The sequence below is a fragment of the Ureibacillus suwonensis genome (genome assembly GCF_042655065.1).
Classification (GTDB): domain Bacteria; phylum Bacillota; class Bacilli; order Bacillales_A; family Planococcaceae; genus Ureibacillus; species Ureibacillus suwonensis.
The window spans coordinates 20,801-47,460 of the sequence record NZ_JBHSNQ010000189.1 but is presented as its reverse complement, the minus strand read 5'-3'; the positions used below and the strand labels follow the sequence as shown (position 1 = coordinate 47,460).

Annotated in this window: 25 protein-coding genes, 1 pseudogene and 1 other annotated feature; of the genes and pseudogenes, 25 read left to right on the top strand and 1 reads right to left on the bottom strand. The window is 41.4% G+C overall.

Annotated elements, in window-relative coordinates; genetic code table 11:
* Positions 1 to 150 precede the first annotated feature (150 nt).
* From pfkA to ACFPOH_RS15460, 3 genes are all read left to right on the top strand, one after another.
* Positions 151 to 1,110 (top strand): 6-phosphofructokinase, encoded by a 960-nt coding sequence (gene pfkA / locus ACFPOH_RS15470; RefSeq protein WP_342468943.1) that lies wholly within the window; start codon positions 151 to 153, stop codon positions 1,108 to 1,110.
* A gap of 28 nt (positions 1,111 to 1,138) precedes the next feature.
* Positions 1,139 to 2,899 (top strand): pyruvate kinase, encoded by a 1,761-nt coding sequence (pyk, locus tag ACFPOH_RS15465; protein ID WP_342468944.1) that lies wholly within the window; start codon positions 1,139 to 1,141, stop codon positions 2,897 to 2,899.
* A 144-nt stretch (positions 2,900 to 3,043) separates the two neighbouring features.
* Positions 3,044 to 3,433: an FxsA family protein gene (locus ACFPOH_RS15460; protein ID WP_342468945.1), complete on the top strand. Its 390-nt coding sequence runs from the start codon at positions 3,044 to 3,046 to the stop codon at positions 3,431 to 3,433.
* On the opposite strand, the gene ACFPOH_RS15455 is transcribed toward ACFPOH_RS15460, so the two are convergent.
* Positions 3,420 to 4,388, bottom strand: a complete 969-nt coding sequence (locus tag ACFPOH_RS15455; RefSeq protein ID WP_342468946.1) for an AI-2E family transporter — start codon at positions 4,386 to 4,388, stop codon at positions 3,420 to 3,422. The genes ACFPOH_RS15460 and ACFPOH_RS15455 overlap by 14 nt on opposite strands.
* 268 nt (positions 4,389 to 4,656) lie before the next feature.
* On the opposite strand from ACFPOH_RS15455, the gene citZ reads away from it, so the two are divergent.
* From citZ to ACFPOH_RS15345, 22 genes and pseudogenes are all read left to right on the top strand, one after another.
* Positions 4,657 to 5,772, top strand: coding sequence for a citrate synthase (gene citZ / locus ACFPOH_RS15450; RefSeq protein ID WP_342468947.1), 1,116 nt, complete (start codon positions 4,657 to 4,659; stop codon positions 5,770 to 5,772).
* Positions 5,773 to 5,876: 104 nt separating this feature from the next.
* A complete protein-coding gene (icd, locus tag ACFPOH_RS15445) occupies positions 5,877 to 7,142 on the top strand; it encodes an NADP-dependent isocitrate dehydrogenase (protein WP_342468948.1) in 1,266 nt (421 codons plus the stop codon).
* 153 nt (positions 7,143 to 7,295) lie between these two features.
* Entirely contained in the window at positions 7,296 to 8,234 is a 939-nt protein-coding gene (gene mdh / locus ACFPOH_RS15440) for a malate dehydrogenase (RefSeq protein ID WP_342468949.1), read from the top strand.
* Positions 8,235 to 8,315: 81 nt separating this feature from the next.
* A complete protein-coding gene (locus ACFPOH_RS15435) occupies positions 8,316 to 8,756 on the top strand; it encodes a MaoC/PaaZ C-terminal domain-containing protein (protein ID WP_342468950.1) in 441 nt (146 codons plus the stop codon).
* A gap of 57 nt (positions 8,757 to 8,813) precedes the next feature.
* Positions 8,814 to 9,521 (top strand): response regulator transcription factor, encoded by a 708-nt coding sequence (locus ACFPOH_RS15430; protein ID WP_342468951.1) that lies wholly within the window; start codon positions 8,814 to 8,816, stop codon positions 9,519 to 9,521.
* The gene (gene pnpS, locus ACFPOH_RS15425) at positions 9,518 to 10,969 is read left to right on the top strand and encodes a two-component system histidine kinase PnpS (protein ID WP_342468952.1); all 1,452 of its coding nucleotides are present in this window, start codon (positions 9,518 to 9,520) and stop codon (positions 10,967 to 10,969) included. The genes ACFPOH_RS15430 and pnpS overlap by 4 nt, the downstream gene beginning before the upstream one ends.
* A 261-nt stretch (positions 10,970 to 11,230) precedes the next feature.
* Positions 11,231 to 12,202 (top strand): FtsH protease activity modulator HflK, encoded by a 972-nt coding sequence (gene hflK, locus ACFPOH_RS15420; protein WP_342581646.1) that lies wholly within the window; start codon positions 11,231 to 11,233, stop codon positions 12,200 to 12,202.
* Positions 12,199 to 13,205 (top strand): annotated as a pseudogene (gene hflC, locus ACFPOH_RS15415) (protease modulator HflC). The gene hflK and the pseudogene hflC overlap by 4 nt, the downstream one beginning before the upstream one ends.
* A 191-nt stretch (positions 13,206 to 13,396) precedes the next feature.
* The gene (locus ACFPOH_RS15410; RefSeq protein ID WP_342468955.1) at positions 13,397 to 13,819 is read left to right on the top strand and encodes a DNA polymerase I; all 423 of its coding nucleotides are present in this window, start codon (positions 13,397 to 13,399) and stop codon (positions 13,817 to 13,819) included.
* Between the two features lie 130 nt (positions 13,820 to 13,949).
* A complete protein-coding gene (gene polA / locus ACFPOH_RS15405; protein WP_390310518.1) occupies positions 13,950 to 16,577 on the top strand; it encodes a DNA polymerase I in 2,628 nt (875 codons plus the stop codon).
* 16 nt (positions 16,578 to 16,593) lie between these two features.
* Complete coding sequence (gene mutM, locus ACFPOH_RS15400) at positions 16,594 to 17,466, top strand: bifunctional DNA-formamidopyrimidine glycosylase/DNA-(apurinic or apyrimidinic site) lyase (RefSeq protein WP_390310516.1); 873 nt, start codon at positions 16,594 to 16,596, stop codon at positions 17,464 to 17,466.
* Positions 17,467 to 17,479: 13 nt separating this feature from the next.
* The gene (gene coaE / locus ACFPOH_RS15395; RefSeq protein WP_342468958.1) at positions 17,480 to 18,073 is read left to right on the top strand and encodes a dephospho-CoA kinase; all 594 of its coding nucleotides are present in this window, start codon (positions 17,480 to 17,482) and stop codon (positions 18,071 to 18,073) included.
* Between the two features lie 271 nt (positions 18,074 to 18,344).
* Entirely contained in the window at positions 18,345 to 19,364 is a 1,020-nt protein-coding gene (locus ACFPOH_RS15390) for a glyceraldehyde-3-phosphate dehydrogenase (RefSeq protein WP_342468959.1), read from the top strand.
* A 269-nt stretch (positions 19,365 to 19,633) separates the two neighbouring features.
* Positions 19,634 to 20,098 (top strand): transcriptional regulator NrdR, encoded by a 465-nt coding sequence (nrdR, locus tag ACFPOH_RS15385; protein WP_342468960.1) that lies wholly within the window; start codon positions 19,634 to 19,636, stop codon positions 20,096 to 20,098.
* An 18-nt stretch (positions 20,099 to 20,116) separates the two neighbouring features.
* Complete coding sequence (locus tag ACFPOH_RS15380; protein ID WP_390310513.1) at positions 20,117 to 21,481, top strand: replication initiation and membrane attachment family protein; 1,365 nt, start codon at positions 20,117 to 20,119, stop codon at positions 21,479 to 21,481.
* A gap of 19 nt (positions 21,482 to 21,500) precedes the next feature.
* Positions 21,501 to 22,433: a primosomal protein DnaI gene (dnaI, locus tag ACFPOH_RS15375; RefSeq protein ID WP_390310525.1), complete on the top strand. Its 933-nt coding sequence runs from the start codon at positions 21,501 to 21,503 to the stop codon at positions 22,431 to 22,433.
* Positions 22,434 to 22,828: 395 nt separating this feature from the next.
* A complete protein-coding gene (gene thrS / locus ACFPOH_RS15370) occupies positions 22,829 to 24,760 on the top strand; it encodes a threonine--tRNA ligase (protein WP_390310511.1) in 1,932 nt (643 codons plus the stop codon).
* A gap of 149 nt (positions 24,761 to 24,909) precedes the next feature.
* Positions 24,910 to 25,119: a hypothetical protein gene (locus ACFPOH_RS15365; RefSeq protein WP_342468963.1), complete on the top strand. Its 210-nt coding sequence runs from the start codon at positions 24,910 to 24,912 to the stop codon at positions 25,117 to 25,119.
* Positions 24,914 to 25,062, top strand: a sequence feature (ribosomal protein L20 leader region). It overlaps the preceding gene by 149 nt.
* A gap of 30 nt (positions 25,120 to 25,149) precedes the next feature.
* Positions 25,150 to 25,653, top strand: coding sequence for a translation initiation factor IF-3 (gene infC / locus ACFPOH_RS15360; protein WP_342468964.1), 504 nt, complete (start codon positions 25,150 to 25,152; stop codon positions 25,651 to 25,653).
* A gap of 32 nt (positions 25,654 to 25,685) precedes the next feature.
* Positions 25,686 to 25,886: a 50S ribosomal protein L35 gene (gene rpmI, locus ACFPOH_RS15355; protein WP_342468965.1), complete on the top strand. Its 201-nt coding sequence runs from the start codon at positions 25,686 to 25,688 to the stop codon at positions 25,884 to 25,886.
* 54 nt (positions 25,887 to 25,940) lie between these two features.
* On the top strand, positions 25,941 to 26,300 hold the full coding sequence (rplT, locus tag ACFPOH_RS15350; RefSeq protein ID WP_342468966.1) for a 50S ribosomal protein L20: 360 nt from the start codon (positions 25,941 to 25,943) through the stop codon (positions 26,298 to 26,300).
* A 66-nt stretch (positions 26,301 to 26,366) separates the two neighbouring features.
* Entirely contained in the window at positions 26,367 to 26,630 is a 264-nt protein-coding gene (locus ACFPOH_RS15345) for a DUF1294 domain-containing protein (protein ID WP_342468968.1), read from the top strand.
* The last annotated feature ends 30 nt before the right edge of the window (positions 26,631 to 26,660 follow it).

The window sequence follows — 26,660 nt, the reverse complement described above, 5'->3', positions numbered from 1 at the left end:
TAGGGATTTTTGAGTGTGTGGTTACCTCATAAATACCCTAATTTTAAGGGGGTGGCAAGTTTTTTTTATATAAAACTAGTTATACCAACAAAAACGTAAGTTTTATTAAGTAATTTTTGACAATACGTATTAAAGATTGGAGGGAGAAATATGAAACGGATTGGCGTATTGACGAGCGGCGGCGATGCACCTGGCATGAATGCGGCCATTCGTGCCGTCGTGCGAAAAGCGAACTACCATGATGTTGAGGTTTATGGAATCTATCATGGATACGAAGGCTTTATTCAAGGTAAAATGGAATTGTTGGATCTTGGTTCCGTTGGCGGAATTATTCAACGGGGGGGAACGAAACTTTTTTCATCCCGTTGCCCAAAATTTATGGAAGAAAAATACAGACTGCAGGGGATAGAAAAAATGAAAGAGGCGGGAATCGATGGGCTGATCGTGATCGGGGGAGACGGTTCCTACCGCGGGGCTTATGAATTAACGAAATTGGGCTTTAAATGCATCGGTGTACCTGCAACAATCGATAACGATATTCCGGGCACGGATTTTACCATTGGTTTCGATACGGCGTTAAATACGGTAGTCAATGCGATTGACAAAATCCGTGATACAGCCACAAGCCATGAGAATACCTTCATCATTGAGGTGATGGGAAGAGATGCCGGCGACCTTGCATTATGGTCAGGGCTTGCGGCTGGCGCAGAATCTGTTATTATACCGGAGGAACCCTTTGACTTGGATGATATCATTGCCCGCTTGAAACGGGGAGAAGCGCGCAAGAAAAAACACAGCATCATCATTGTTGCCGAAGGAGTCATGCCTGCCTCCCAACTGGCCGATATGATAAAAGAAAGAACCGGTATTGATATAAGAATTACCGTGTTGGGACATATTCAAAGGGGAGGCTCCCCAACAGCCTTTGACCGGGTCCTTGCGAGCCGGCTGGGCGCTTATGCGGTGGAGTTATTGTTGGAAGGCAAGACTTGCCGTGCAGTGGGTATAAAAAATCAAGAAGTTTATGATTATGATTTACAGGAGATTTTTACAACAAAGCATCAAGCGGATATAAGCTTATATACTTTATCAAAAGAACTTTCAATATAAATATATTTAAAAGATGGAGAGAATGGATATGAGAAAGACAAAAATTGTTTGTACCATTGGACCTGCAAGCGAATCTCCAGAAGTTCTTGAAGAACTGATGAAAGCAGGGATGAATGTAGCGAGATTGAACTTTTCCCATGGCACTCATGAGGAACATGCGATGCGCATTGCGACCATCCGGGATGTCGCCAACCGGTTAAATAAGATTGTCGGCATTTTGCTCGATACAAAAGGTCCGGAAATCCGGACACATGATATGAAAAACGGGGAAGTCCATTTGCAAACGGGACAAGTCATCGATATTTCGATGAAAGAAGTGCTCGGCGATGAAACATGTTTTTCGGTTACGTATGACCAATTGATATATGATGTGGATCAAAACGATATTATTTTATTGGATGACGGACTCATTCAGTTGCGGGTATTGGCGAAAGATTACGAGAAAGGATTAATTCATACAATCGTTGAAAATGCCGGCGTTTTGAAAAATAAAAAAGGTGTAAACGTCCCTGGAGTTTCCATCAAATTGCCTGGAATTACCGAAAAAGATGCGAAGGATATTCTATTCGGCATAGAACAAGGGGTCGATTTTATCGCCGCTTCCTTTGTCCGGACAGCGAAAGATGTGCTGGAAATCCGTGAATTGCTTGAACAAAATGGCGGTGGGCACATCCAAATCATCCCTAAAATCGAAAACCGTGAAGGCGTAGATAATATCGATGAAATTATTGAAGTTTCCGATGGATTGATGGTTGCCCGGGGAGACTTGGGGGTGGAAATTCCGGCAGAAGAAGTTCCGCTTGTTCAGAAAGCATTGATCAAAAAATGCAATCAATTGGGAAAACCCGTTATCACGGCAACCCAAATGCTTGACTCCATGCAGCGGAATCCGCGTCCAACCCGCGCGGAAGCAAGTGACGTCGCCAATGCCATTATGGATGGTACGGATGCGATCATGCTTTCCGGAGAAACGGCTGCGGGATTGTATCCGGTGGAATCGGTAAAAACGATGAACCGTATTGCGGAATTTACGGAAAACTCATTGGACTATCGCACCATCGTCCAAACAAGAAGCCGTGAAAAAGAAACGACAATGACAGAAGCCCTCTCCCAAGCCGTTTCATATACTTCCATCAATCTTGGGGTAAAAGCGGTACTTGCCCCGACAGCAAGCGGCGTTACAGCCAAATTGATCGCAAAATACCGCCCTGGCGTACCGATTATCGCCATTACGGATAGCCAGTCCACTGCGCAAAAATTAACACTGGTTTGGGGAGTATTACCAATTGTAACCCATAAAGCAAAAACAACGGATGAAATTTTGGAACTTGCCGTTGATGAAGCATTGAAACATGGTTATGTGGATCATGGTGATGTCGTGATCATTACAGCGGGCGTTCCAGTCGGCGAATCAGGTACGACAAACTTGATGAAAGTCCATGTGATCGGCGACCTGTTAGCCCGCGGACAAGGCATCGGCAAACAATCGGTCGTAGGCAAAGCGGTTGTTGTGAAAAATGCGGAAGAAGCGCAAGCCTACGATGTGGAAGGAAAAATTCTTGTAACGGTCGGAACGGATCGGGAAATGATGCCGGTGATTGAAAAATGTGTCGGCATCATCACCGAAGAGGGAGGCTTAACAAGCCATGCGGCCGTTGTCGGTCTCAGCTTGGGGATCCCTGTCATCGTGGGTGTGAAAGAAGCAACCTCACTCATCCGGCACGGACAGGAAATTACGATGGATGCGGAAACCGGCGTTATTTATAAAGGACATGCAAGCGTCTTGTAAGCATGATCAAATGAAAGGCTGTTTAAAAAGGAGCATACTTTTTAAACAGCCTCAATTTTCATCATGCGAAAATTTATTGAAACTTTTTTCCTATCTTTTTCGTATTTACTTTATGAGAAAAATGACTCTAATGGAGGGTATTCGTTGAGAAAAATCTTCTTCATCAGTATTTTGTTTGTTTTGTTTGAAATTGCCATGTTTATCATAGTCGGAAATTGGCTGGGTGTTTTAAGCACGTTACTGCTTATTATATTGGCAAGTTTAGTGGGAGTTGTGATTACGAAAAAACAAGGTTTAAAATCCCTTCAAAATCTCCGGGACAGCATTTACCGGGGAGAACCTCCTGGGCATGCGATGGTTGATGCATTTCTCATATTTTTGGGAGGCGTATTATTTATTTTGCCCGGCTTCATCTCTGATATTATCGCCTTTACGATGGTCCTTCCATGGACACGACAGTTGTACAAGCCGATGATCGTGGAATGGATCCGAAGAAAAATGGAAAACAATCAGGTCATCATTATCCAGCGTTAACACTTTGTTTAATTTTTACTGCAATCAATAACAAAAATGGACTCAGTATAATTCCATAGACGCCAAATAACAGAATGGAGGCAGCGCTGATGAAAAATGTGTGGACCGTCCGCAATTGAAAGGTGGACGCCCATAGCAATGATTCAGTCAGCTGCCTTGTAATTTGTATAAAAACATAGAGCAATAGCAATGCAAAACATAGAAACTTTTCTCCTGTTACAAAAAAGTAGATGGCGATCGGAATCAGAAATAAACCGATTCCGAAAAACGGCAGGACATCTGCAAAAGAAATCAAAAAGGCTTTGTTCACCGGTTTCTCAAATTGCAGCAATGCAAGTCCAATGCTGAGAAGAAAAAAAGTGATGATAAACAACTGGAAATTGACGTACAAGAAATAGCTGAATAGATTTGTAGCTTTTGTGAAATACTGTTTCCAACTGCTGCGATATGATTTCGGAACATAGATGAAAAACCAGTACCGGTCCCTTTTTGATTCAAACAGGGAAAAGTAGAAAGCTACCAGAAAAACAAAAATTTCAAATACATATTGAAAGATGTTCTGCAAATAGCCTGCCATGCCCATGATTGCCGTATCGATGTATGTCAGCGACTCGTTAAAGATATTTTCCAAAAGGAAAACATATTTGGAGTCAAAAAATTGTAGATCTTCCACTTGTTTTTTCACTTCAGGATAAATGGAGATAATGCTTTGAATTGTAATATAAAAGAAGGAATAAAATGATATGAAAATTAATATAGATATAATGATGGCACTTATAATATAAGGTAGTTTCAATCGCTGATTGCAAAAGTGAATAATGGGATATAATAAATATGCACAGAATATGGCCAACGAGATTGGCAATATGAGCCAAAGCAAAGCAAAATATAATATGAGGGCCAAAAATTGGACAATATTTTTGTTGTAATAGACAGAAAATTTATTCAATTGCAATTATCATCACCCCTGAATCCAGTGAATATAATCTCGTTGAAGAACAAAAATTCTCGAAAACGCAGATTTTTTATTCGGTTTACTTTTTTTTCTTTATTTTTGAAAAATTATTCACAAAGACGTCAAAATTTATTATAATATTCGTTGTAAGCGATTTAATAATAGGTTCATTTTGAGCGAAACGACCGTAAGTGTCATAAAAGAAAAAGAAAGCACTTACAATTAGAATTTGCATTCATTAAATATTTTAGAGAGGGAGCGATTTTTTATGACAGCAACACGCGGTTTAGAAGGTATTATTGCTGCTGAATCCAAAATTAGTTCAATAATCGATGATACACTTACATATGTAGGTTACAGCATCGATGACTTAGCGGAAAACTCTTCATTCGAAGAAGTTATTTATCTGTTATGGCACCAACGTCTACCAAAGAAAGAAGAGTTGGAAGAACTTAAACAACAACTTGCTGAAAATGCGGAAATTCCTCAACAAGTGATCGATTTATTCAAAGCGATGCCTATTGACAAAGTGCATCCAATGGCAGCATTGCGTACTGCTGTTTCTTTATTGAGCGCATATGATGACGAAGCTGATGTAATGAGCGATGAAGCAAACTACAGAAAAGCAATCCGCATCCAAGCTAAAATTGGTACAATCGTAGCTGCATTCTCTCGCATCCGCAGAGGTTTAGAGCCAGTTGCTCCAAAACTTGAATTAGGATATGCAGCAAACTTCTTATATATGTTGCATGGCAAAGAGCCAGATCCAATCGAAATCGAAGCTTTCAACAAAGCATTAGTATTGCATGCAGACCATGAATTGAACGCTTCTACATTCACTGCACGCGTTTGTGTAGCCACACTTTCCGATGTATATTCCGGAATCACTGCTGCAATCGGCGCATTAAAAGGGCCGCTTCACGGTGGAGCTAACGAACAAGTAATGAAAATGTTGACTGAAATCGGTTCAATCGAAAATGTAGAACCTTATATCATGAATAAATTAAACAACAAAGAAAAAATCATGGGCTTTGGTCACCGCGTATACCGCAAAGGAGACCCACGCGCGAAACATTTACGCGTTATGAGCGAAAAATTGACAAACCTAAAAGGCAAACCGGAATTATATGAAATGTCAGTGAAAATTCATGACATCGTTGTAGGTCAAAAAGGACTTCCAGCAAACGTTGACTTCTTCTCTGCATCAGTGTATGATTCACTTGATATCGAGCATGACCTATTCACACCAATCTTTGCAGTATCCCGTACATCAGGATGGCTTGCTCACATCCTTGAACAATATGCAAATAACCGCTTGATTCGTCCTCGTGCTGAATACGTGGGTCCAAAACATCAACAATATGTTCCAATCGAAGAAAGATAATTTTTAAATTGGAATGAAAAATTTTTAGAAAATATGCTAAAATACACTAGGACTGTGTTAGATCTAACACAGTCCTAGACTTATGAATATAGGAGGCAACATACATGACTAACGGTAAAATTGTGGTAGAAAATGGTAAATTAATTGTACCTAATAATCCAATCATTCCTTTCATCGAAGGAGACGGTACAGGTCCGGATATTTGGGCTGCTGCTGTTCGTGTGTTCGATGCGGCTGTAGAAAAAGCTTATAACGGAGAAAGAAAAATTCAATGGTTAGAAGTTCTTGCCGGTGAAAAAGCCTACAATCAAACTGGCGAATGGTTACCTCAAGAAACTTTAGATAAAATCAACGAATATTTAATCGCAATCAAAGGTCCTCTTACAACTCCAGTAGGTGGGGGAATTCGTTCTCTAAACGTAGCATTGCGCCAAGAATTAGACTTGTACGTATGCTTACGCCCTGTACGTTACTTCGACGGTGTTCCATCTCCTGTAAAACATCCTGAACATGTAGATATGGTCATTTTCCGTGAAAATACAGAAGACATCTATGCAGGTATTGAATACGAAGCACAATCTGAAGAAGCGAAAAAATTAATCAAATTTTTACAAGATGAATTCGGCGTTAAGAAAATCCGCTTCCCAGAAACTTCCGCAATCGGTATCAAACCGGTTTCCATCGAAGGTTCTGAACGCTTAATCCGCGCTGCAATCGAATATGCAATCCGCGAAGGCCGCAAATCTGTAACTTTAGTGCATAAAGGTAACATCATGAAATTCACTGAAGGCGGCTTCAAAAAATGGGGTTATGCATTAGCTGAACGCGAATTCGGCGATAAAGTATTCACATGGGATCAATATGACCGCATCAAAGCGGAAAAAGGTGTGGAAGCTGCCAACGAAGCGCAAGCTGAAGCAGAAGCAGCCGGCAAAATCATCGTTAAAGACACAATCGCTGATATCTTCTTACAACAAGTATTAACTCGTCCAAAAGAATTCGATGTAGTGGCTACAATGAACTTAAACGGTGACTACATTTCCGACGCATTGGCTGCACAAGTCGGCGGTATCGGTATCGCTCCAGGAGCAAACATCAACTATGTAACTGGCCATGCGATCTTCGAAGCAACTCACGGTACTGCTCCTAAATATGCAGGTTTAGATAAAGTGAACCCATCTTCAGTAATCCTTTCTGGTGTATTAATGTTTGAACACCTTGGATGGAAAGAAGCTGCTGACTTAATTACTAAATCCATCGAAAAAACAATCGCTTCTAAAGTCGTAACATACGACTTCGCACGTTTGATGGAAGGTGCGACAGAAGTGAAATGTTCTGAATTCGCAGATGCACTAATTAAAAATCTTTAATTTATAAATGAAAAAGTTCATAAAAGTTTGAAGGATTTTCCAAAGCTTTTGTTGAATTCCAATAAACAAAGGGCCGTCTCAAGCGTTAAATTGGGACGACCCTTTTTGTATATACTTATATATAGAATTTATTTTGAATTGGGGGTAGTACATATGTCTTTGAAAAGAAAGAAAATTTCAGTGATTGGTGCAGGTTTTACAGGTTCAACCACCGCTTTTTTGTTGGCCCAAAAGGAATTGGGCGATGTGGTTTTGGTTGATATTCCTGAGGCTGAAAATCCAACGAAAGGCAAAGCTTTGGACATGTGGGAAGCGGCGCCGATTCAAGGCTTTGATTCATATGTCACCGGTACGTCAGATTATAAAGATACCGCTGATTCGGACTTGGTCATCATTACGGCAGGGGTTGCAAGAAAACCGGGAATGAGCCGGGATGATTTGGTTCAAATCAATCAAAAAGTCGTCAAATCTGTCACAAAAGAGATTATGAAACACTCATCAAATCCGACAATCATTGTATTAACGAATCCGGTCGATGCGATGACGTATGTTGCTTATAAAGAATCCGGCCTTCCGAAAAATAAAGTGCTGGGGCAATCGGGGGTATTGGATACAGCAAGATTTCGCGCTTTCGTCGCAGAGGAATTGAATGTATCCGTCAAAGATGTCTCCGGATTTGTATTAGGAGGGCACGGAGATACAATGGTTCCACTCACCCGCTATTCTTACGTCGGAGGGATTCCGGTTGAAACATTGATTCCAAAAGACCGGCTGGAACAAATTGTTCAAAGGACACGTGTCGGTGGCGGTGAAATTGTCAACTTATTGGGTAACGGTTCCGCCTATTACGCTCCCGCCGCGGCATTGGTGGAAATGGCGGAGGCCATCATCAAGGATCAGCGCCGCATTTTGCCTGCTGTTGCTTATTTGGAAGGAGAGTATGGTTTCGAGGGCATTTATTTGGGTGTGCCAACTCTGCTCGGCGCGAACGGGGTTGAGAAGATATTTGAATTGGATTTGACGGAAGATGAAAAAGCGGCGTTGAAAAAATCCGCCGAGTCGGTAAAAAGCCTCATGAGTGCCTTAAATTGATTCCTCTCTTTTATTGTGGCTATTTTCTGAAAAAATTGATACTATGAAATTGACGTCATTAATTTAGGAGGAATCATTCAATTGTTAAAAGGCACTAGAACCAAAATTGGCAAAAAAATCGATGAGATTGCAGTTGGTGAGAGGGTTCACTTGATAGAAACAATTGAAGACAAAGATTTACTTTTGTACTTGGGTTTGACAAATGACAATAATCCTTTGTATATCCAACACGACTACGCGAAAGAAACAGCTTTCAAAAAACCGATTGTCCCACCGATCATGTTGAATGGGATTGTGACAAGCGCGATTTCCAAGTATTTGCCCGGTCCAGGTTCGCATATTCGGGAGCAAAATTTAATATATTTAGAACCGGTATACCATTATGAAACCATCGAAATTTTATTGGAAGTTCAACATATCGATTATGAAAATAATTTAGTGAATATTCAAATCAATGGGATGAATAAAAACCACCAACATGTCATGCGAGGATTGGTAAAAGTAATGCCTCCAATAAAGTGAACAAATGATTGATTTGAAATGGGGGTTTCAAATCAAATAACAATCATGGAGGAAAAAATGACATCAAACAAGACAATTTTAGTTGTAGAAGATGAAGCATCCATTGCCACTTTGCTGAAATATAATTTGGAACGCGCCGGGTATGAAGTCCTGACAGCAAATGACGGGAAGGAAGGGTTTGAAAAAGCGCTCGATGAATCACCTGATTTGATCCTGTTGGATTTAATGTTGCCCTCGATGGACGGGATGGAAATTTGCAAAGAATTGAGAAGCCTGAAGAAAAATATTCCCATCATTATGTTGACGGCCCGCGGAGATGAATTTGACAAAGTGTTGGGACTGGAGTTGGGGGCGGATGACTATATGACAAAGCCGTTCAGTCCCAGAGAAGTCGTTGCACGGGTCAAAGCGGTTTTACGCCGGTTCCAGTCCGTCCAACCGGAACAGGAAAAGAAGAAGCATTATCAATTTGGAAAACTGGAAGTGTATCCTGAACGCTTTGAGGCTTTCTTAGACAACACGCCCCTTGATTTTACACCGAAGGAATTTGAATTGCTGGTGTATTTGATAGAAAACAAAAACCGGGTCTTAACCCGGGAACAATTGTTAAGCGCCGTATGGAATTACGATTTTGTCGGGGATACCCGGATCGTTGATGTGCATATCAGTCATTTGCGGGATAAGATCGAAGAAAATAGCCGGAAGCCGCGGTTTATCAAAACGATAAGAGGGATCGGTTATAAATTTGAGGAGCCTAAGCTATGAAATCACGAAATAATCGATTGTTTTTCATCTTCATTGCGCTGACTGGTTCTGTAATAGCTGTCCTTGGTATTGTACTGGGTCAGCTATTTCCTTTCTATATGGAAAGTTTTTTTTTAAAAAATGACATTCCTTTCACAGAGCAGCAAATTGAACAGCTCAAATACCAGTTGGCTTTTATTTTGGCGATTTTGCTGGTGTTTTCTTTTTTATTGATTGCTTATATTGCCAACCGGCTAATCAAGGAACTGCTGGATCCGATCGAGGATATTATTCATACTGCACGGGAATTGATCAAAGGAAATTATCGGGCAAGGGCTTATGCAAGCGGCACGGCAACCATAACCGAACTGAGAAAATCCATCAATATGCTTGCGCGCAATCTTCAGGAAATCGAAAAGATGAGAAAAGTGGAAAACGAGCGGCTGAAAACGTTGATTGAAAACATGGGGAGCGCCATTATGATGATTGACAGGGAAGGGACGGTTTCCATCGCCAATGCACAGTTTTTGGACGAATTTCAATTATCCTTGAATGAAGTGAAAGGCAGAAACTTTTTGACCCTTGATTTGCCAAAGGAGTTGGAATTATTTATTGACCATGTGTTTTTGACGGAGCTGCCTTATCGGAAACAGATTGAAATTGAAAGGAATAACGAAAAAATTTATAAACAGGTGTATGGGGCACCCGTGGTCGGCGAGCATGGGCGTTGGCTCGGAATTGTCATTGTCATGCATGATATCACTGAACTGATCCGTTTGGAGCAGATACGGAAAGATTTTGTTGCGAATGTATCCCACGAACTCCGGACACCGATCACTTCGATTAAAGGGTTTTCGGAAACGTTGTTGGATGGGGCTTTTGAAGATGAAAAAATGCTGTTGTCCTTTTTGGAAATCATATATCAAGAAAGCTACCGTCTCCAAATGTTGATCCAGGATTTATTGGAATTATCAAAAATTGAACAGCACGGTTTTATGGTGCAGTTGGCTCCGACCAGTCTGAAAGATGTGTTGATTCGGGCAGTGGAAGTCACAAGCCCGAAAATGGATGAAAAAAATATGGAATTTGATGTTGATATACAGCGGGATGTGAAAGTGCTCGGCGATGAAAACCGATTGATTCAAATTTTTACAAATTTGATCATGAACAGCATTACCTATTCCCCAAATGATACAGCCATTACTTTGCGCATTAAGGAAGATGAAAAATATGGAATCGTTGAAGTGGAAGATGAAGGGATAGGGATCGAGAAAAGTGAAATCCCACGCATCTTTGAACGGTTTTACCGGGTGGATAAAGCGCGGAGCAGAAATTCCGGCGGTACCGGATTGGGGCTTGCGATTGTGAAGCATTTGGTGGAAGCGCACCGGGGAAAAATCGAAGTGGAAAGCGAAGTGGGCAAAGGAACTTGTATGCGGGTATTTATTCCTCTATACAAAGAAAATTAACAATCTCTTTACAATCATGATACGAAATCTTCATACTCGACGTGTAGAGTTTTAATCGAAACCCCCTTTTCAAATCGTCATTTTGTGGTTTGAAAGTTGATCAAGAAAGCCGTCTGTCCAGGCGGCTTTTTTTGTTTTTTGAAGTTTCCTGGGACTAAATAATTTTTTCTATCAATTTTTTTCATTTTTGTGAAACTTTAATGGCAAATGTAACGTAAATTAGCTAACGATTTCTTAAAAGAGAAAGAGAGGGAAAAGAGAATGAGCGTCAAAAGAGCATTGCTGACAACCGGACTAACGATTCTCGCAATTATCGGACTTATTTGCATTTTTACTACTTGGTACACGGTGGATGAATCCGAACAGGCCGTTGTGATTACGTTTGGGCAAGCCACTGAAACTATTACAGATCCGGGTTTGCATTTCAAATTGCCTTGGCCGGTCCAAAAAGTTGAAGTTCTTTCAAAGGAAACGTACAGCCTGCAATTCGGGTATGAAACGACAAAAGACGGTGAAATCATCACGAAAGACAGTGAAACGAAAATGATTACCGGTGATGAAAACATTGTATTGACCGATTTGGTCGTGCAATACAAAATTTCCGATCCGGTGAAATATTTATTCCACTCGGAAAATCCGAAAGAGCTGTTGCACCATGCGACATCGAGCTCCATCCGTTCCATCATCGGAAGTTCAACGATTGATGAAGCATTAACGGATGGAAAATCAGAAATCGAACAAAAAGCGAGGGATTTATTAGTATCCTTAGTGGAAAATTATGATATTGGCGTGTCCATCCTGGCGGTGAAATTGCAGGATGTGGAACTGCCAAATGCGGAAGTTCGAGCCGCCTTCACGGCTGTGACGGATGCCCGTGAAACGAAAAATACAAAAATTAACGAGGCGAGAAAATACGAAAACCAAAAACTCAGTGAGGCCCAAGGGGAAAAAGATGCAATCATTTCCCGGGCCGAAGCGGAAAAAATCTCCCGCATCCAGCAAGCCGAAGGGGATGTGGCTGTTTTCAACAAGCTATACAGCGAATATGTCGGCAATCAAAAAATCACCCGCCAGCGTCTCATTTTGGAAACATTGGAAGAAGTGTTGCCTGGCGCAAAAATTTACATTATGAACGATGATGGGGAAACGTTGAAATATTTGCCGCTGCAGCCACAGCAACCGGCAACCCAAAGCACGGAAGAGAAGAGCAAAGAAGGGGGCGGTAAACAATGAGCAACAACTATTATGACGGAGATTTAGAAAAATTTATCAAAAATCTTTTCGGAAATAAGAACAATAAAGAAAAGAAAAACGTCAAAGAAGCAAAAATCGTCAAAGAAAAGCCGCCGTTCAATCCGAAAAAATACGTGAAAACGGCAATCGTGCTTACCGCGATTGCAGCCGTCATCATTGTATTGCTTTCAAATATTTATATTGTAAAAGAGAATGAATATAGAATTGTCCGCCAATTCGGGGAAGTGGTGAAATATCAGGATAAGCCCGGCCTCTATGTGAAGATTCCGTTTATCCAAAGCGTGACGACATTGCCGAAAAATTTGATGGTCTACAACATGTCGGAAGAGGAAATCAATACGCTCGATAAAAAGCGCATCATCATAGACAACTATGCGGTATGGCGCGTGACGGATCCAAAGGCGTTGATTAAGAATGCAAGATCTTTGGTGAATGCGGAAGCCCGCATGGAAGAGTTCATTTATTCCGTATTGCGTACAGAGCTGGGCCAGATCAATTATGATGAAATCATCAATGATGAAAATTCCGGACGGGGCAGTCTATCGGAAAAAATCACAAATAATGTAAATGAATTATTGAAGAAAGACAATTATGGCATTGAAGTGGTGGACGTTCGCATCCGCCGTACAGACTTGCCGCAGGAAAACGAAGAATCCGTTTATAAGCGGATGATTTCAGACCGGGAATCCATCGCCCAAAAGTATTTATCGGAAGGGGACGCGGAGAAAAACCGGATTGAGGCAAAACCGACCGGCAAGTGCAGGAGTTGATTTCCACAGCCAAAAAAGATGCTGCAATGATTATTGCGGAAGGGGAAGCGGAAGCGGCAAGAATCTATAATGAAGCTTTCTCCAAAGATCCGGAATTCTATCAATTGTATCGCACATTGGAAACTTATAAGAAAACGATTGGCGATGATACAGTCATCATTATTCCGGCGGATTCTCCATATGCAAGAATTTTATCCGGTTATATTGATTAGTAAACTGCTTGAATGATGGAATATGCATGAAATTTTGCGTAAAAGGGCAAAGGGGAAACTTGTGTTTCTTCAATTGCCCTTTTTTTCGCATTTATTAAAAATACTTTGTTGGCAATTATTACAACTTTCTCATCCTATCAACCTCGTTATATAATACTATACAATAATAATATTAGAATCGAGGCGAAAGGATGCAGCGTTTAAATCAATGGATCCAAAATCTGTTGCTTGCATGTATAATGTCTTGCAGTATGACAGGGTTATATTCTTCGACTCCTTACGCATTTTTGAACATAAAGTTGTTCCAAATTCCTGTACTTTTTATCATCATTTTCATCCTTTCCATCTTTGTGGCGGAGGATCTCCGAAACAGTTTTAAAAAAGTGTTCCGTTATGAACAGCGGGAAAATAAACGATCCATCTGGCAAGTGGGTGTCGGGATGATTTTTTATTTTACCCAAGTGGGGATTGTGGAAGTGTTTTTCCGTCCGTGGATGGAACCGGAGTTGGGCGGGATGCCACTGTATCTTGTCATCGCCTTTTTAAACGCTTTCTTATTGACAATCATCTATGAAGAAATTTTTTATGAGGAGAAAATCAATCAGCCTCATTGATACGGGGCTATTTATAAATGTTTGGAAAAAAACACGTATTTGTCGTTTTTCGGCAGATACGTGTTTTATAATGGAATTAACTGTGTAAAAGTAATGGAAGATGATTTTTTCTCTGAAGGAGTGCTAATGAGTGGGAAAAGAAAAATTATTATTGCTAGACGGGAACAGCTTGGCATATAGAGCGTTTTTTGCGTTGCCGCTTTTATCGAATGACAGCGGAATTCATACAAATGCCGTTTACGGCTTTACGACGATGCTTCAAAAAATATTGGAAGAAGAAAAGCCGACGAAGATGCTCGTCGCCTTTGATGCGGGAAAAACGACATTCCGCCATGAAACCTTTGAAGAATATAAAGGCGGCCGCCTGAAAACGCCGCCGGAACTGTCGGAGCAATTCCCTTACTTGCAAAAGCTGATCGACGCATACCGCATTCCAAGATACGAATTGGAATTGTACGAAGCGGACGACATCATCGGAACCCTTGCCCGCCAAGCGGAAGAAAAAGATATCGATGTCATCATCGTCTCAGGGGATAAAGACTTGACGCAGCTGGCGACGGATAAAGTGAAGGTGTATGTGACGCGAAAAGGGATGACGGATATTGAACATTATACGCCGGAACATATTCAGGAAAAATACGGTTTATCCCCTGAACAGATCATCGATATGAAAGGGCTGATGGGGGATGCGTCCGACAATATTCCGGGCGTTCCGGGGATTGGTGAAAAGACCGCCATCAAATTGCTGAAAGAATATGGAACAATCGAAAATTTATATGAACATATCGATCAAATGAAACAGTCCAAGATGAAGGAGAAGCTCATCGAAAACGAAGAACAGGCGAAAATGAGCAAACAATTGGCGACCATCAACACCAATGCGCCAATCGAAATCCGTCTTGAGGATTTGGACTATCCAGGTCCGGACGAGGAAGCGGTGCTTGAAGTTTGGAAAGAGTTGCAGTTTAAATCCCTCCTCGAAAAAACGGATTTCCAAGCGGAAGAAAAGGAAACGGCTGAAATCGATTTTGACATTGTCCGAGACATCGCCGGGGATCTCTTCAGCGATGAAATGGCGGTACATGTGGAACTTGAGAATGAACAATACCATACTTGCAATATTTTAGGATTCGCCTTCACGGACGGAACAAAAACCTTTTTCGTTCCGACGGATGCATTGAAAGAAAATGATATATTAAAGGCTTATTTTGAAGATGGCACGAAGAAAAAATATATGTCGGATTTAAAGGCGGCCCAATGCATATTGAAACGTCATGGCATCAACTTGCGGGGCGTGGAATTTGATTTACTGCTGGCTTCTTACATCCTGAATCCTGCCATTTCAGGGGATGATGTGGCGACGCTGGCGAAGGAATTTGGCTACACCGATGTCCGTTCCAATGAAGCGGTATACGGAAAAGGGGCCAAATGGGAATTGCCGGAGGAAAAAGACCTTGCCGAACATGTTTGCCGCAAAGCCCTTGCCATTTGGCATTGCAAAGATCGGGTTACAAAAAAATTGAAGGAAAATGAGCAGTTTGACCTGTACCATGATTTGGAGCTTCCTTTGGCTGTCATTTTAGGGGAAATGGAAAGCCAAGGAATCAAAGTGGATATTTCCACTCTTGAAGAAATGGGGAAAGAATTGCAAGAAAAAATTGCGACGCTGGAAAAGGAAATTTATGAATTGGCGGGAGAAACATTCAATATCAATTCTCCAAAACAGTTAGGCGTTATTTTGTTTGAAAAATTGGGACTGCCGGTCATCAAGAAAACGAAAACAGGTTATTCCACTGCGGCGGATGTGCTTGAGAAACTGAAATACCAGCATAAAATCGTCGAATTGATTTTGGAATACCGGACACTGGCGAAATTGAAGTCCACTTATATCGAAGGGTTAATCAAAGAAGTCCACCCGGAAGACGGAAAAGTTCATACCCGCTTTATGCAGGCATTGACGTCGACTGGGCGCCTTTCTTCAACAGATCCGAACTTGCAAAATATTCCGATCCGACTGGAAGAAGGAAGAAAAATCCGAAAGGCTTTTGTTCCTTCCCATGAAGGCTGGCTGCTCTTTGGTGCCGATTACTCCCAAATCGAGCTGCGTGTTCTTGCCCACATGTCCAAAGATAAACATTTGGTGGACGCTTTCAAACAAGGAATGGATATTCATACCCGGACGGCGATGGAAGTGTTCCATGTTTCCAAAGATGAAGTGACGCCAAATATGAGAAGGGCGGCAAAAGCGGTCAACTTCGGCATCATTTATGGAATCAGCGATTATGGACTTTCGCAAAACCTTGATATTTCCAGAAAAGAAGCGGGAGATTTTATAGAAAAATATTTCCAAAGTTTCCCTGGTGTCAAAGAATATATGGACAACATCGTGCAGGAAGCAAAATTGAAAGGATATGTAACAACCATCCTAAACCGCCGCAGATATTTGCCTGATATTACAAGCAAAAACTTCAATTTGAGAAGTTTTGCGGAACGTACGGCAATGAATACGCCGATTCAAGGAAGCGCCGCAGATATTATCAAAAAAGCGATGATTGACATCGATGCGAGATTGAAAGAAGAAGGTCTGCAGGCGAAACTCTTGCTGCAGGTGCATGACGAATTGATTTTTGAAGCGCCGAAAGAGGAAATTGAAAAGTTGGAAAAAATCGTGCCGGAAGTGATGGAAAGCGCCATCACCCTTGATGTACCATTAAAAGTGGATATTTCTTACGGCCCAACCTGGTACGATGCAAAATAATTAAGGAAGTGAAATCATGCCTGAATTACCGGAAGTGGAAGGGGTTGTTCGGGCGCTTTCCCCGAAAATCGAAGGAAAAACGATTGAAAATGTGGTGTTGTCAAAAACGGTTTATGCATCCCACCAACAAGGAAAGCAATGCATTGTCAAAAATATGGAGCCATCGGATTTTGAAAACGAAATGCGCGGCATGACGATCAAAAAGGTGAAACGGCGGGCCAAATATATTTTCTTTGATGTCGAAAAAAATGAACAGCCCTACCTTTTCGTCAATCATCTGGGAATGACCGGCGCCTGGTTCATCGTCGGCCAGGAGTATGAAATTTTGGAAGAAAAATTTCGCAACCATATTCACGCAAAGTTTTCATTATCCACTGGCGAGAAGCTCATCTTTTCCGATATACGCAGATTTGGTGAAATGCGGTTGTTAAAAACCATGGATGAGCATCCGCCGCTGCTATTAATGGCTCCGGAACCCTTTGAGGAACGTGCCTTGAATTACTTTTTGGAAAAATGTGAGCTTACGAAATATAAAAATAAGCCGATCAAGGAAGTCATTATGGATGGACAAGTGATTTCCGGCTGCGGCAATATTTATGCAACGGAAGCCCTTTTCCGGGTCGGCATCCATCCCGCAAGAAAGACGGGAAGAGTCAGCAAAAAGCGGAAAATCGAATTGTTTGAAGCCGTTCAAAAGGTATTGTTGGAAAGCATCGAAATGGGCGGTTCGACGATTTCCGATTATCGAAACATCAATGGAGAAGCCGGCGGGATGCAGCATCGTTTGAAAATGTATGGCAAAAAGGTTTGTCCAAACTGTTCTTCAAAAACAAAATCGATGACGATTGCCGGAAGAACGAGCGTTTATTGTCCAAAATGTCAACATTAGAAAGGTGTTTGCTATGATCATTGGTTTAACAGGAAGTATTGCAAGCGGAAAAAGTACCGTAAGTAATATGTTAAAAGAATATGGATTTCCAATCGTTGATGCGGATGTGGTGGCCCGGCAAGTGGTGGAACCAGGCAGCGAAACATTGAAAAAAATTGCAGAAGCCTTTGGGGAAGAAGTTTTGACGGAGAATGGGGAACTGGACCGGAAAAAATTAGGTTCCATTATTTTCAATGATGAAGAGAAACGGCAACTGTTGAATAGCATCATTCATCCGGCCATCCGGAAAGAAATGCTCCGTCAGCGGGATGAGTATCTTGAAAAAGGCGAAAAAACGGTGATTATGGATATTCCATTACTATTTGAAAGCAAGCTTCAACATTTTGTGGATAAAATTTTGGTCGTGTCCGTATCGGAAGATGTGCAATTGGAAAGATTAATGAAAAGAAATCAATTGACAGAAGAAGAGGCAAAAGCCCGCATACAGTCCCAATTGCCTTTGTCGGTGAAAGAGCAAGGGGCGGATGCGGTCATTAATAATAACGGTTCAATCGAGGAAACGCGGAAACAACTGGAGCAAATTTTAAAAGATTGGGACGTTCTTTAGCTGATTATTGAAAAAATATGCTCGTGATGTCAAAAAATTTTCAAGATTTTTGGAATGATTCTTGTTGAATTTAGCTGTTCGAATATGGAATATTGGTATAGGGTTTCTCCCCAAGTTTCGCAGTATGCTTCAACGGAGCCGGTTTTTTTCATTATTTTGAAAATAATATTTTTTTTAATCTTATAATTGTTGGTACACGATTATTAATAATGTGCTATACTAATTGAGAAAAAGTAAACATAATTGAAGTAAAATAGGAGGCTTATATATAATGACAGTTTCTATTGCAATAAACGGCTTTGGTCGAATTGGCCGTATGGTGTTCCGACAAGCAATTGTTCAAGACGATTTAAATATAGTGGCAGTCAATGCGAGCTATCCTGCCAAAACATTGGCACATATGGTGAAATATGATACAATTCATGGTCATTTCGATGGTACAGTGGAATATGAAGAAGATGCATTGATTGTAAATGGCAAGCGTGTGCAATTAGTGGCTGAACGCGATCCTGCAAAATTGCCTTGGAAAGAGCTTGGCGTAGACGTTGTAATTGAAGCGACAGGTAAATTTAACGATCGTGAAAAAGCGGCCCTTCACTTGGAAGCGGGAGCGAAAAAAGTGATTTTAACAGCGCCAGGGAAAAACGAAGATGTCACAATTGTGGTTGGTGTGAACGAAGACGCTTTAGATTTATCCAAACACGATATCATTTCAAATGCTTCTTGTACAACAAACTGCTTGGCTCCGGTTGTCAAAGTGTTGCATGAACAATTTGGAATTGAAAACGGTTTAATGACAACTGTTCACGCATATACAAACGATCAGAAAAACTTAGATAACATGCACAAAGATTTACGCCGTGCCCGCGCCTGCGGTCAAAGCATCATCCCGACAACAACTGGTGCGGCAAAAGCATTGGGCAAAGTAATTCCGGAATTGCAAGGAAAAATCCATGGTTTAGCCCTTCGTGTACCAACGCCAAACGTTTCTTTGGTGGACTTGGTTGTCGATTTGAAACAAGATGTAACGGCTGAGCAAGTAAATGAAGCCTTCAAAAAAGCCAGCGAAGGTCCGTTGAAAGGCATTTTGAATTACTGTGAAGAACCTCTTGTATCGGTAGATTTCAATACTACAACTTATTCATCAACAATTGATGCACAGTTAACAATGGTAATGGGTACAAGAAAAGTGAAAGTGATGGCTTGGTACGACAATGAATGGGGTTATTCTGCACGCGTTGTGGATTTGACTAGAAAAGTTGTCAAAGCATTGGAAACAGTAACAGCATAATATTATGTTTGGATCAGTGTAGACATTGTCTTCCGGACTTTGTCTACACTTTTTATTTTTTGCCCCCATATTATGGATGACTTGTCAAAACAAAATATTAGCAAATCTGTTAATGAAATTCGGAATAAATCATCTCGATTTTTGGATGAAAGTATATTAAAATGATAGCCTATCTGATTGTTATCAAGTCACGTATATGGGAAAAGTGTCACATTCTTTGTTATCTGTTATAATATTCATTAAGAAACTAGACAGGGAGAATTAAAATTATGAGATGTCCAAGTTGTCACCATAACGGAACGCGTGTGGTAGATTCCAGACCCGTTGATGATAATAAAGAGATTCGTAGACGCAGGGAATGCGAATCTTGCGGTTACCGATTCACCACTTTTGAAAAAGTGGAGGAAACACCTTTGATTGTCGTAAAAAAAGATGGTTCCAGGGAAGAGTTCAGCCGTGAAAAAGTGTTGAGAGGATTGATCCGCGCCTGCGAAAAGCGCCCTGTGCCATTGGAACAACTTGAACAAATCGTTTATGATATCGAAAAAGAATTGAGAAGGATTGGAAATTCGGAAGTGAGTTCCGTGGATGTCGGCGAAATGGTCATGGACGAGCTTGCGAAAGTGGATGAAGTGGCCTATGTCCGTTTCGCTTCCGTTTACCGCCAATTTAAAGATATCAACGTATTTATGGATGAATTGACGGAATTGTTGAATCGCCAGTCCAAAAAGTGATAACGGGGGGAAGAATATATGGTTTACTTGTATAAAGAGTTGCAGCCCAAGGATTCTTTTGATATCCTTCTCCCTTCTTCTCTCTCTTCACATGACCGGCAGCTGTTGACCCTTTTTTATCAGCCCCTTACCGGTCCGGAGCCAATCAGTTTGTATTTGACTTTATGGGCGGAAGGGGAAGATCCTCAAAGGGGATTATTAAACCACTACTACTTGATGAATGTGCTGAATATGCCGATCATGAAAGTGTTTCAAGCACGGATTTCCCTTGAAGCGATCGGACTCTTGAAGACATACCGGAAAGATGAAGGGGAAAATCGTACGTTCATTTATGAATTGGCGCGCCCTCTGGATGCGGAACTATTTTTCCAAGACCCGCTTTTATCGATGTTTTTATTCAGCAGAATTGGCGAACAGGCTTACCGCAAACTGCGCAAACGGTTCATCAAGCGGATTGACAAGGACGCTTTCAAAGAGGTTTCAAGAACGTTTACAGATGTGTTCAAGCCGATTGATACGAATGTTCCCCAGGAATTTATCGAGCCCGAGCTGAAATCCAATCAAATGAATTATCCTTTTTATTATGAACGGTTTGATTTCGACTTATTGCAAGCCGGATTATCGGAACAATTGATCCCTTCCCGCGTGTTTACGCCGGAAGTGAAGGAATGGATTGCAAAGCTTGCTTTCCTCTATCAGCTATCCCCGTTGGATATGCAAAAAATTGTGATATTGGCCATTGATGATGAAATGAACATTTCATTGGAAAGATTGAAGAAGGCGGCTGCCGATTATTATAAATTGACCATTTCAAAGGAAGTGCCGAAATTTGAAAAAAACTTTGAGTCGAAGCCGCAGGAAGAACCGAATCAGTCGCTGACGAAAGAGCAGGAGCTGATCCATTATCTTGAGACGACTCCGCCGATTCAAGTGTTGCGGGATATCAATAACGGAAAAGAACCGTTGCCGTCTTCCGTCGAACTGGCTGAAGATTTAATCATGAAGCACGGCATGCCTATCGGGGTCGTCAATGTATTGCTCGAATATGTGATGCTCACTTTAGATATGAAATTGCCCCGCAAATATGTCGAACGGATCGCGGACCACTGGATGCGGAAAAATGTACGGACGGCGAAAGAAGCAATGGAACTTGCCCGCACGGAACGGGACCAATATATGCAATGGAAGCTTGAAAGCGAAGCGAAAAAATCCGCTTCATCAAACTACAAGAAACAGCCTTATAAAAATATAAGGGAAGAAAAGATTCCGGAATGGTTTTATAAACGGAATGAACCAAAGAAAGAGGAAAAAAAGGCATCAAATATCAATTTTGAAGAAGAGCGCAGAAAAATATTGCAAAAACTTGGAGTTGTAGACGGGTAGGTGACGAACAATCGAATCGATCAAAAAAGCTCTAGAAAAATTTCAAATTCCTTCCTTTCAAGAAAGGTATAATGCCATCCGCAATCAAATTTTGGAGCATCCGGATGTTCAAAAATTCTTGGCGGAACATGACGATGTGGTAAATAAAGAGATGGTGGAGCGCAGTTTGGCCAAACTGTATGAATATATCAGCCAATCCAGCGAATGTTGCAATTGCGGTTCTACGGAACAATGCACCAATTATTTAAAGGGATTTATTCCCAAATTGTACATTTCCCAAAATATGATTGATGTCGAGTATGAGCGCTGTAAGCAAAAGATTATTGAAGACGAGCGTAGAGAAATCGAATCGATGATTTCAAGCATGTATATGCCGAAAGACGTATTATCTGCCACATTGCAAGATTTATTGATTGACGATGAATCACGGGTAATTATTGCCAATTATGCCGCTGATTTAATCAATCATTACAAAAAGACAGGGGAATTGCCGAAAAAAGGATTTTATTTATATGGCGAATTCGGCGTTGGGAAATCCTTCGTATTGGGGGCCATCGCCAACGAGCTTGCCAGTTTGAGAGTTCCTTCTGTTCTCGTTTTTGTTCCGGAATTTTTGAGGGAGTTGAAGAATTCCATCCAGGATCAAACCCTCCAGGAAAAAATCGATTTTGTAAAGCAGGCTCCTGTACTGATGCTTGATGATATTGGTTCGGAGTCTTTATCCAGCTGGGCGAGGGATGAAATTTTAGGTCCCATTTTGCATTATCGGATGAGTGAACAGCTCCCAACCTTTATTACTTCCAATTTTAATTATAAACAATTGGAACTCCACCTGGCTGAGACTTCCCGCGGTGAGGTCGATGTCGTGAAAGCCGCCAGAATTATGGAGCGGATCAAAGCGGTGACGATTCCGATTGAAATGACTGGCGAAAACCGGAGACAATCCGAATGAAAGTCCATTTCGACAGTTGCATTTCGAATAAAGTCAGCGTATACTTTGATTGTGATAAATATTTCAGTGGCAGTGAAGAGGACATGAAGTTTGTGAAACGGCTTATAGAGAGGGAAACCTAGGCTGGAAGTTTCCTAGTACGACGCAACACTTTACTACCTCGGAGCTTCGGCGGGGAACAATCCGCTGACGGCTATCGGTACGTTACACCGACCCAGAGCTTCGTCTGAAATTGCTTTGATTTCGGAAGGAAGAAGGGTGGAACCACGAGCGATCGCGTCGTCCCTTTATCGGGATGGCGTTTTTTATTTGTGTCGTTCAACTATTTGAATTTGGATTCCAGCAAATGTAAAACATAATTTGAACGAATCAAACTACAGTAAAGGAGAATGAATATGGCTGAAGTGATTCAATTAACTTTTCCGGATGGTGCAGTAAAGGAGTTTTCCAAAGGCACAACGACTGAAGAAGTCGCAGCGTCCATCAGCCCGGGATTGCGCAAAAAAGCGTTGGCAGGGAAGGTCAATGGCAAATTGTTGGACTTAAAAACACCAATTGAAGAAGACGGTGCAATTGAAATCGTAACACCGGATCATGAAGATGCCCTTGACATTTTGCGCCATTCAACTGCCCACTTGACAGCGCAAGCGGTGAAACGTTTATTCCCTGGGGCGAAACTGGGGATTGGCCCTGTGATTGAAGGCGGATTCTATTATGACATCGATTCACCGACACCAATTACAGCGGAAGATCTTCCAAAAATCGAAAAAGAAATGAAAAAAATCATTTCAGAAAACCTTGAAATCATCCGCAAAAACGTCACTCGCGAAGAAGCTCGCCGCATTTACGAAGAAATTGGCGATGAATATAAATTAGAACTTTTGGATGCGATTCCGGAAGGGGAGCAAGTATCCATCTATTACCAAGGTGAATTTTTTGATCTTTGCCGTGGCGTACATGTTCCTTCCACTGGAAAATTAAAAGAATTCAAATTGCTTTCATTGGCAGGAGCTTATTGGCGTGGAGACTCCAACAACAAAATGCTTCAACGCATTTACGGTACAGCCTTCTTTACAAAAGAAGATTTGCAAAATCACTTAAAAATGCTGGAAGAAGCGAGAGAACGCGACCACCGCAAACTGGGGAAAGAGTTGGAACTGTTCACTTTATCCCCAACAGTGGGACAAGGCTTGCCATTATGGCTTCCAAACGGCGCCACTATCCGCCGCATTATCGAGCGCTATATTGTAGATAAAGAAATCAGCTTAGGATATAAACACGTTTACACACCAGTGTTAGGTTCAAAACGTTTATATGAAACTTCCGGCCACTGGGAGCACTATTCTGAAGACATGTTCCCGCCGATGGAAATGGATAATGAAACATTGGTGCTTCGTCCGATGAACTGTCCACACCATATGATGGTTTATAAAAGCGGCATGCACTCATACCGCGAGTTGCCAATCCGGATTGCCGAACTTGGCATGATGCACCGCTATGAAGCGTCCGGCGGTTTATCCGGCTTGCAGCGCGTGCGCGGCATGACTTTGAACGATGCCCATATTTTCGTTCGTCCGGACCAAATCAAAGATGAATTTAAACGGGTATTAAACTTGATTCTTGAAGTGTATAAAGACTTCGATATCAAAGATTATCGATTCCGTTTATCTTACCGGGACCCAGAAGATACAGAAAAATATTATGATGATGATGAAATGTGGGAACGCGCACAAAGCATGTTAAAAGAAGCGATGGATGATTTAGGACTAGAATATTTTGAAGCGGAAGGCGAAGCTGCTTTCTATGGTCCAAAACTTGACGTGCAAGTAAAAACAGCCATCGGCAAAGAAGAAACTCTATCTACTGTGCAGCTTGACTTCCTGCTTCCGGAACGCTTTGATTTAACATACATCGGCGAAGACGGGGAAAAACATCGTCCGGTTGTTATTCACCGCGGTGTCGTATCCACAATGGAACGCTTTGTTGCCTTTTTGATCGAAGAATACAAAGGGGCATTCCCAACATGGTTGGCGCCTATTCAAGCGGTCGTGATCCCTGTATCCAACGAAGTGCATTTCGATTATGCAAAACAGGTGGAAGAAGAACTTCGCAAAGCGGGAATCCGTGTAGAACTTGATGTGCGTGAAGAAAAATTGGGTTATAAAATCCGTGAAGCGCAAATGAAGAAAATCCCGTACATGTTGGTATTGGGCGATAAAGAAGTGGAAGCCAATACGGTCAATGTCCGCCGTTACAGCTCCAAAGATTCAGAAACGGTGCCATTCGGACAATTCCTTGAAGACATCAAAAAGGATGCAAGAGTGTAAATTTCATTTTATTGGAACAGAGGATGCCCGTCAGCTGCTGTTTGGGCATCCTCTGTATCCAATTTGATTGATGTATGTCAGATATAAAAATAAAAAACTTGACATCTTAATAACAGGATGTTACGATAACAAAGGTTAAGAATACAAGATTGTGGTTGAAAGTAGAGGCTGCCCGCTTCTCACCTGTTCGACGCATCGAGCAGTTGACAGGTTCGAATCATCATGGAAAAATGAATACGCTCTTTTTTGCGTATTTTACGGCGGGCGGACATCTTCTGAAATGTCCGTCTTTTTTTATGGACATAACAGAACAACAGCAACGTTCAACCGGGATTTTCAACCGTGTATTCGCGACATAACCTTGGAGGTGGATTTTTATTAGCAAAGACATGTACGTAAACGAAGGGATACGTGCACGTGAACTTCGTGTAATTGATCAAAACGGTGAACAAGTAGGAATTATATCCCGTAACGAAGCGTTGGAAATGGCTGCTCGTGTAAACTTGGATCTAGTCCTCGTAGCACCGCAAGCGAAGCCACCTGTTGCTCGTATTATGGACTACGGCAAATATAAATTTGAGCAGCAAAAGAAAGAGCGCGAAATTCGTAAAAATCAGAAAGTCATTCATATGAAAGAGGTTCGTTTGAGCCCAACGATTGACGAACATGATTTCCAAACGAAACTTCGAAACGCAATCAAATTCCTTCAAAAGGGAGATAAAGTAAAATGTACATTGCGTTTCAAAGGACGTGCGATTACGCATACAGATATTGGACAACGGGTATTGGATCGTTTTGCTGAAGAATGTGCCGAATATGCAACGGTAGAACAAAAACCTAAATTGGAAGGCCGGAGCATGTTCTTAATTCTGGCCCCAAAAAGCGAAAAATAATGATTACGAAATAAGGTTTAGGAGGAACTACTATGCCAAAAATGAAAACTCACCGTGGCGCTGCTAAGCGTTTCAAAAGAACAGGTACAGGTAAATTTAAATTTGACCGTGCTTACGGAAGCCACTTATTTGCAAACAAAACAACAAAACAAAAACGCCAACTTCGCAAAGCGAAAGTGATGACATCAGGCGACTACAAACGCATCAAAACATTACTTGCATACAAAAAATAATGGAATTTTGAACGGATTATAAAATTTTCGAAAGAATAGCAGGAGGTAATTTCTATGCCACGCGTAAAAGGTGGAACAGTAACGCGCAGACGTCGTAAAAAAGTTTTAAAATTAGCAAAAGGTTATTTCGGTTCAAAACATACTTTATATAGAACAGCAAACCAAGCGGTAATGAAATCCGGTTTATATGCTTACCGTGACCGCCGTCAGAAAAAACGTGATTTCCGTAAATTATGGATTACACGTATCAATGCGGCAGCTCGCCAAAACGGTCTTTCTTACAGCCGCTTAATGTACGGTTTAAAACAAGCTGGTATCGAAGTGAACCGCAAAATGTTGGCTGATTTAGCGGTGAACGATGCGCAAGCTTTCGCTCAACTTGCGGAAGAAGCAAAAAAAGCAATCGCAAAATAATCATTGAAACAACTTAAAAGGCTGATAGGAGTTCCTATCAGCTTTTTTCTTTTAAGGAGAAGGAAAATGAATGAAATCATTGCTGTGTACATAATCATCGTATCTGCGATTTGTTTTGCATTGATGGGAATTGATAAATCGAGGGCAAAACATGGGAAATGGCGGATTTCCGAAAAAACATTATTATCGGTGGCAATCATTGGCGGCGCTTGCGGTGGATTGATCGCAATGGTTTTATTCCGCCATAAAACGAGACATGCCATCTTTGCCTTTGGACTGCCATTGCTTGCTGCATTGCAAATTTTCTTCCTAATCTATCTCTATAAGTGAATTAGACAATACACTTTCATCAACGTTCAA

Coding starts and splice junctions, on each gene's coding strand:
- pfkA (WP_342468943.1), top strand. CDS start 151: ATGAAACGGATTGGCGTATTGACGAGCGGCGGCGATGCACCTGGCATG.
- pyk (WP_342468944.1), top strand. CDS start 1,139: ATGAGAAAGACAAAAATTGTTTGTACCATTGGACCTGCAAGCGAATCT.
- citZ (WP_342468947.1), top strand. CDS start 4,657: ATGACAGCAACACGCGGTTTAGAAGGTATTATTGCTGCTGAATCCAAA.
- icd (WP_342468948.1), top strand. CDS start 5,877: ATGACTAACGGTAAAATTGTGGTAGAAAATGGTAAATTAATTGTACCT.
- mdh (WP_342468949.1), top strand. CDS start 7,296: ATGTCTTTGAAAAGAAAGAAAATTTCAGTGATTGGTGCAGGTTTTACA.
- ACFPOH_RS15430 (WP_342468951.1), top strand. CDS start 8,814: ATGACATCAAACAAGACAATTTTAGTTGTAGAAGATGAAGCATCCATT.
- pnpS (WP_342468952.1), top strand. CDS start 9,518: ATGAAATCACGAAATAATCGATTGTTTTTCATCTTCATTGCGCTGACT.
- hflK (WP_342581646.1), top strand. CDS start 11,231: ATGAGCGTCAAAAGAGCATTGCTGACAACCGGACTAACGATTCTCGCA.
- ACFPOH_RS15410 (WP_342468955.1), top strand. CDS start 13,397: ATGCAGCGTTTAAATCAATGGATCCAAAATCTGTTGCTTGCATGTATA.
- mutM (WP_390310516.1), top strand. CDS start 16,594: ATGCCTGAATTACCGGAAGTGGAAGGGGTTGTTCGGGCGCTTTCCCCG.
- coaE (WP_342468958.1), top strand. CDS start 17,480: ATGATCATTGGTTTAACAGGAAGTATTGCAAGCGGAAAAAGTACCGTA.
- ACFPOH_RS15390 (WP_342468959.1), top strand. CDS start 18,345: ATGACAGTTTCTATTGCAATAAACGGCTTTGGTCGAATTGGCCGTATG.
- nrdR (WP_342468960.1), top strand. CDS start 19,634: ATGAGATGTCCAAGTTGTCACCATAACGGAACGCGTGTGGTAGATTCC.
- ACFPOH_RS15380 (WP_390310513.1), top strand. CDS start 20,117: ATGGTTTACTTGTATAAAGAGTTGCAGCCCAAGGATTCTTTTGATATC.
- thrS (WP_390310511.1), top strand. CDS start 22,829: ATGGCTGAAGTGATTCAATTAACTTTTCCGGATGGTGCAGTAAAGGAG.
- infC (WP_342468964.1), top strand. CDS start 25,150: ATGTACGTAAACGAAGGGATACGTGCACGTGAACTTCGTGTAATTGAT.
- rpmI (WP_342468965.1), top strand. CDS start 25,686: ATGCCAAAAATGAAAACTCACCGTGGCGCTGCTAAGCGTTTCAAAAGA.
- rplT (WP_342468966.1), top strand. CDS start 25,941: ATGCCACGCGTAAAAGGTGGAACAGTAACGCGCAGACGTCGTAAAAAA.
- ACFPOH_RS15345 (WP_342468968.1), top strand. CDS start 26,367: ATGAATGAAATCATTGCTGTGTACATAATCATCGTATCTGCGATTTGT.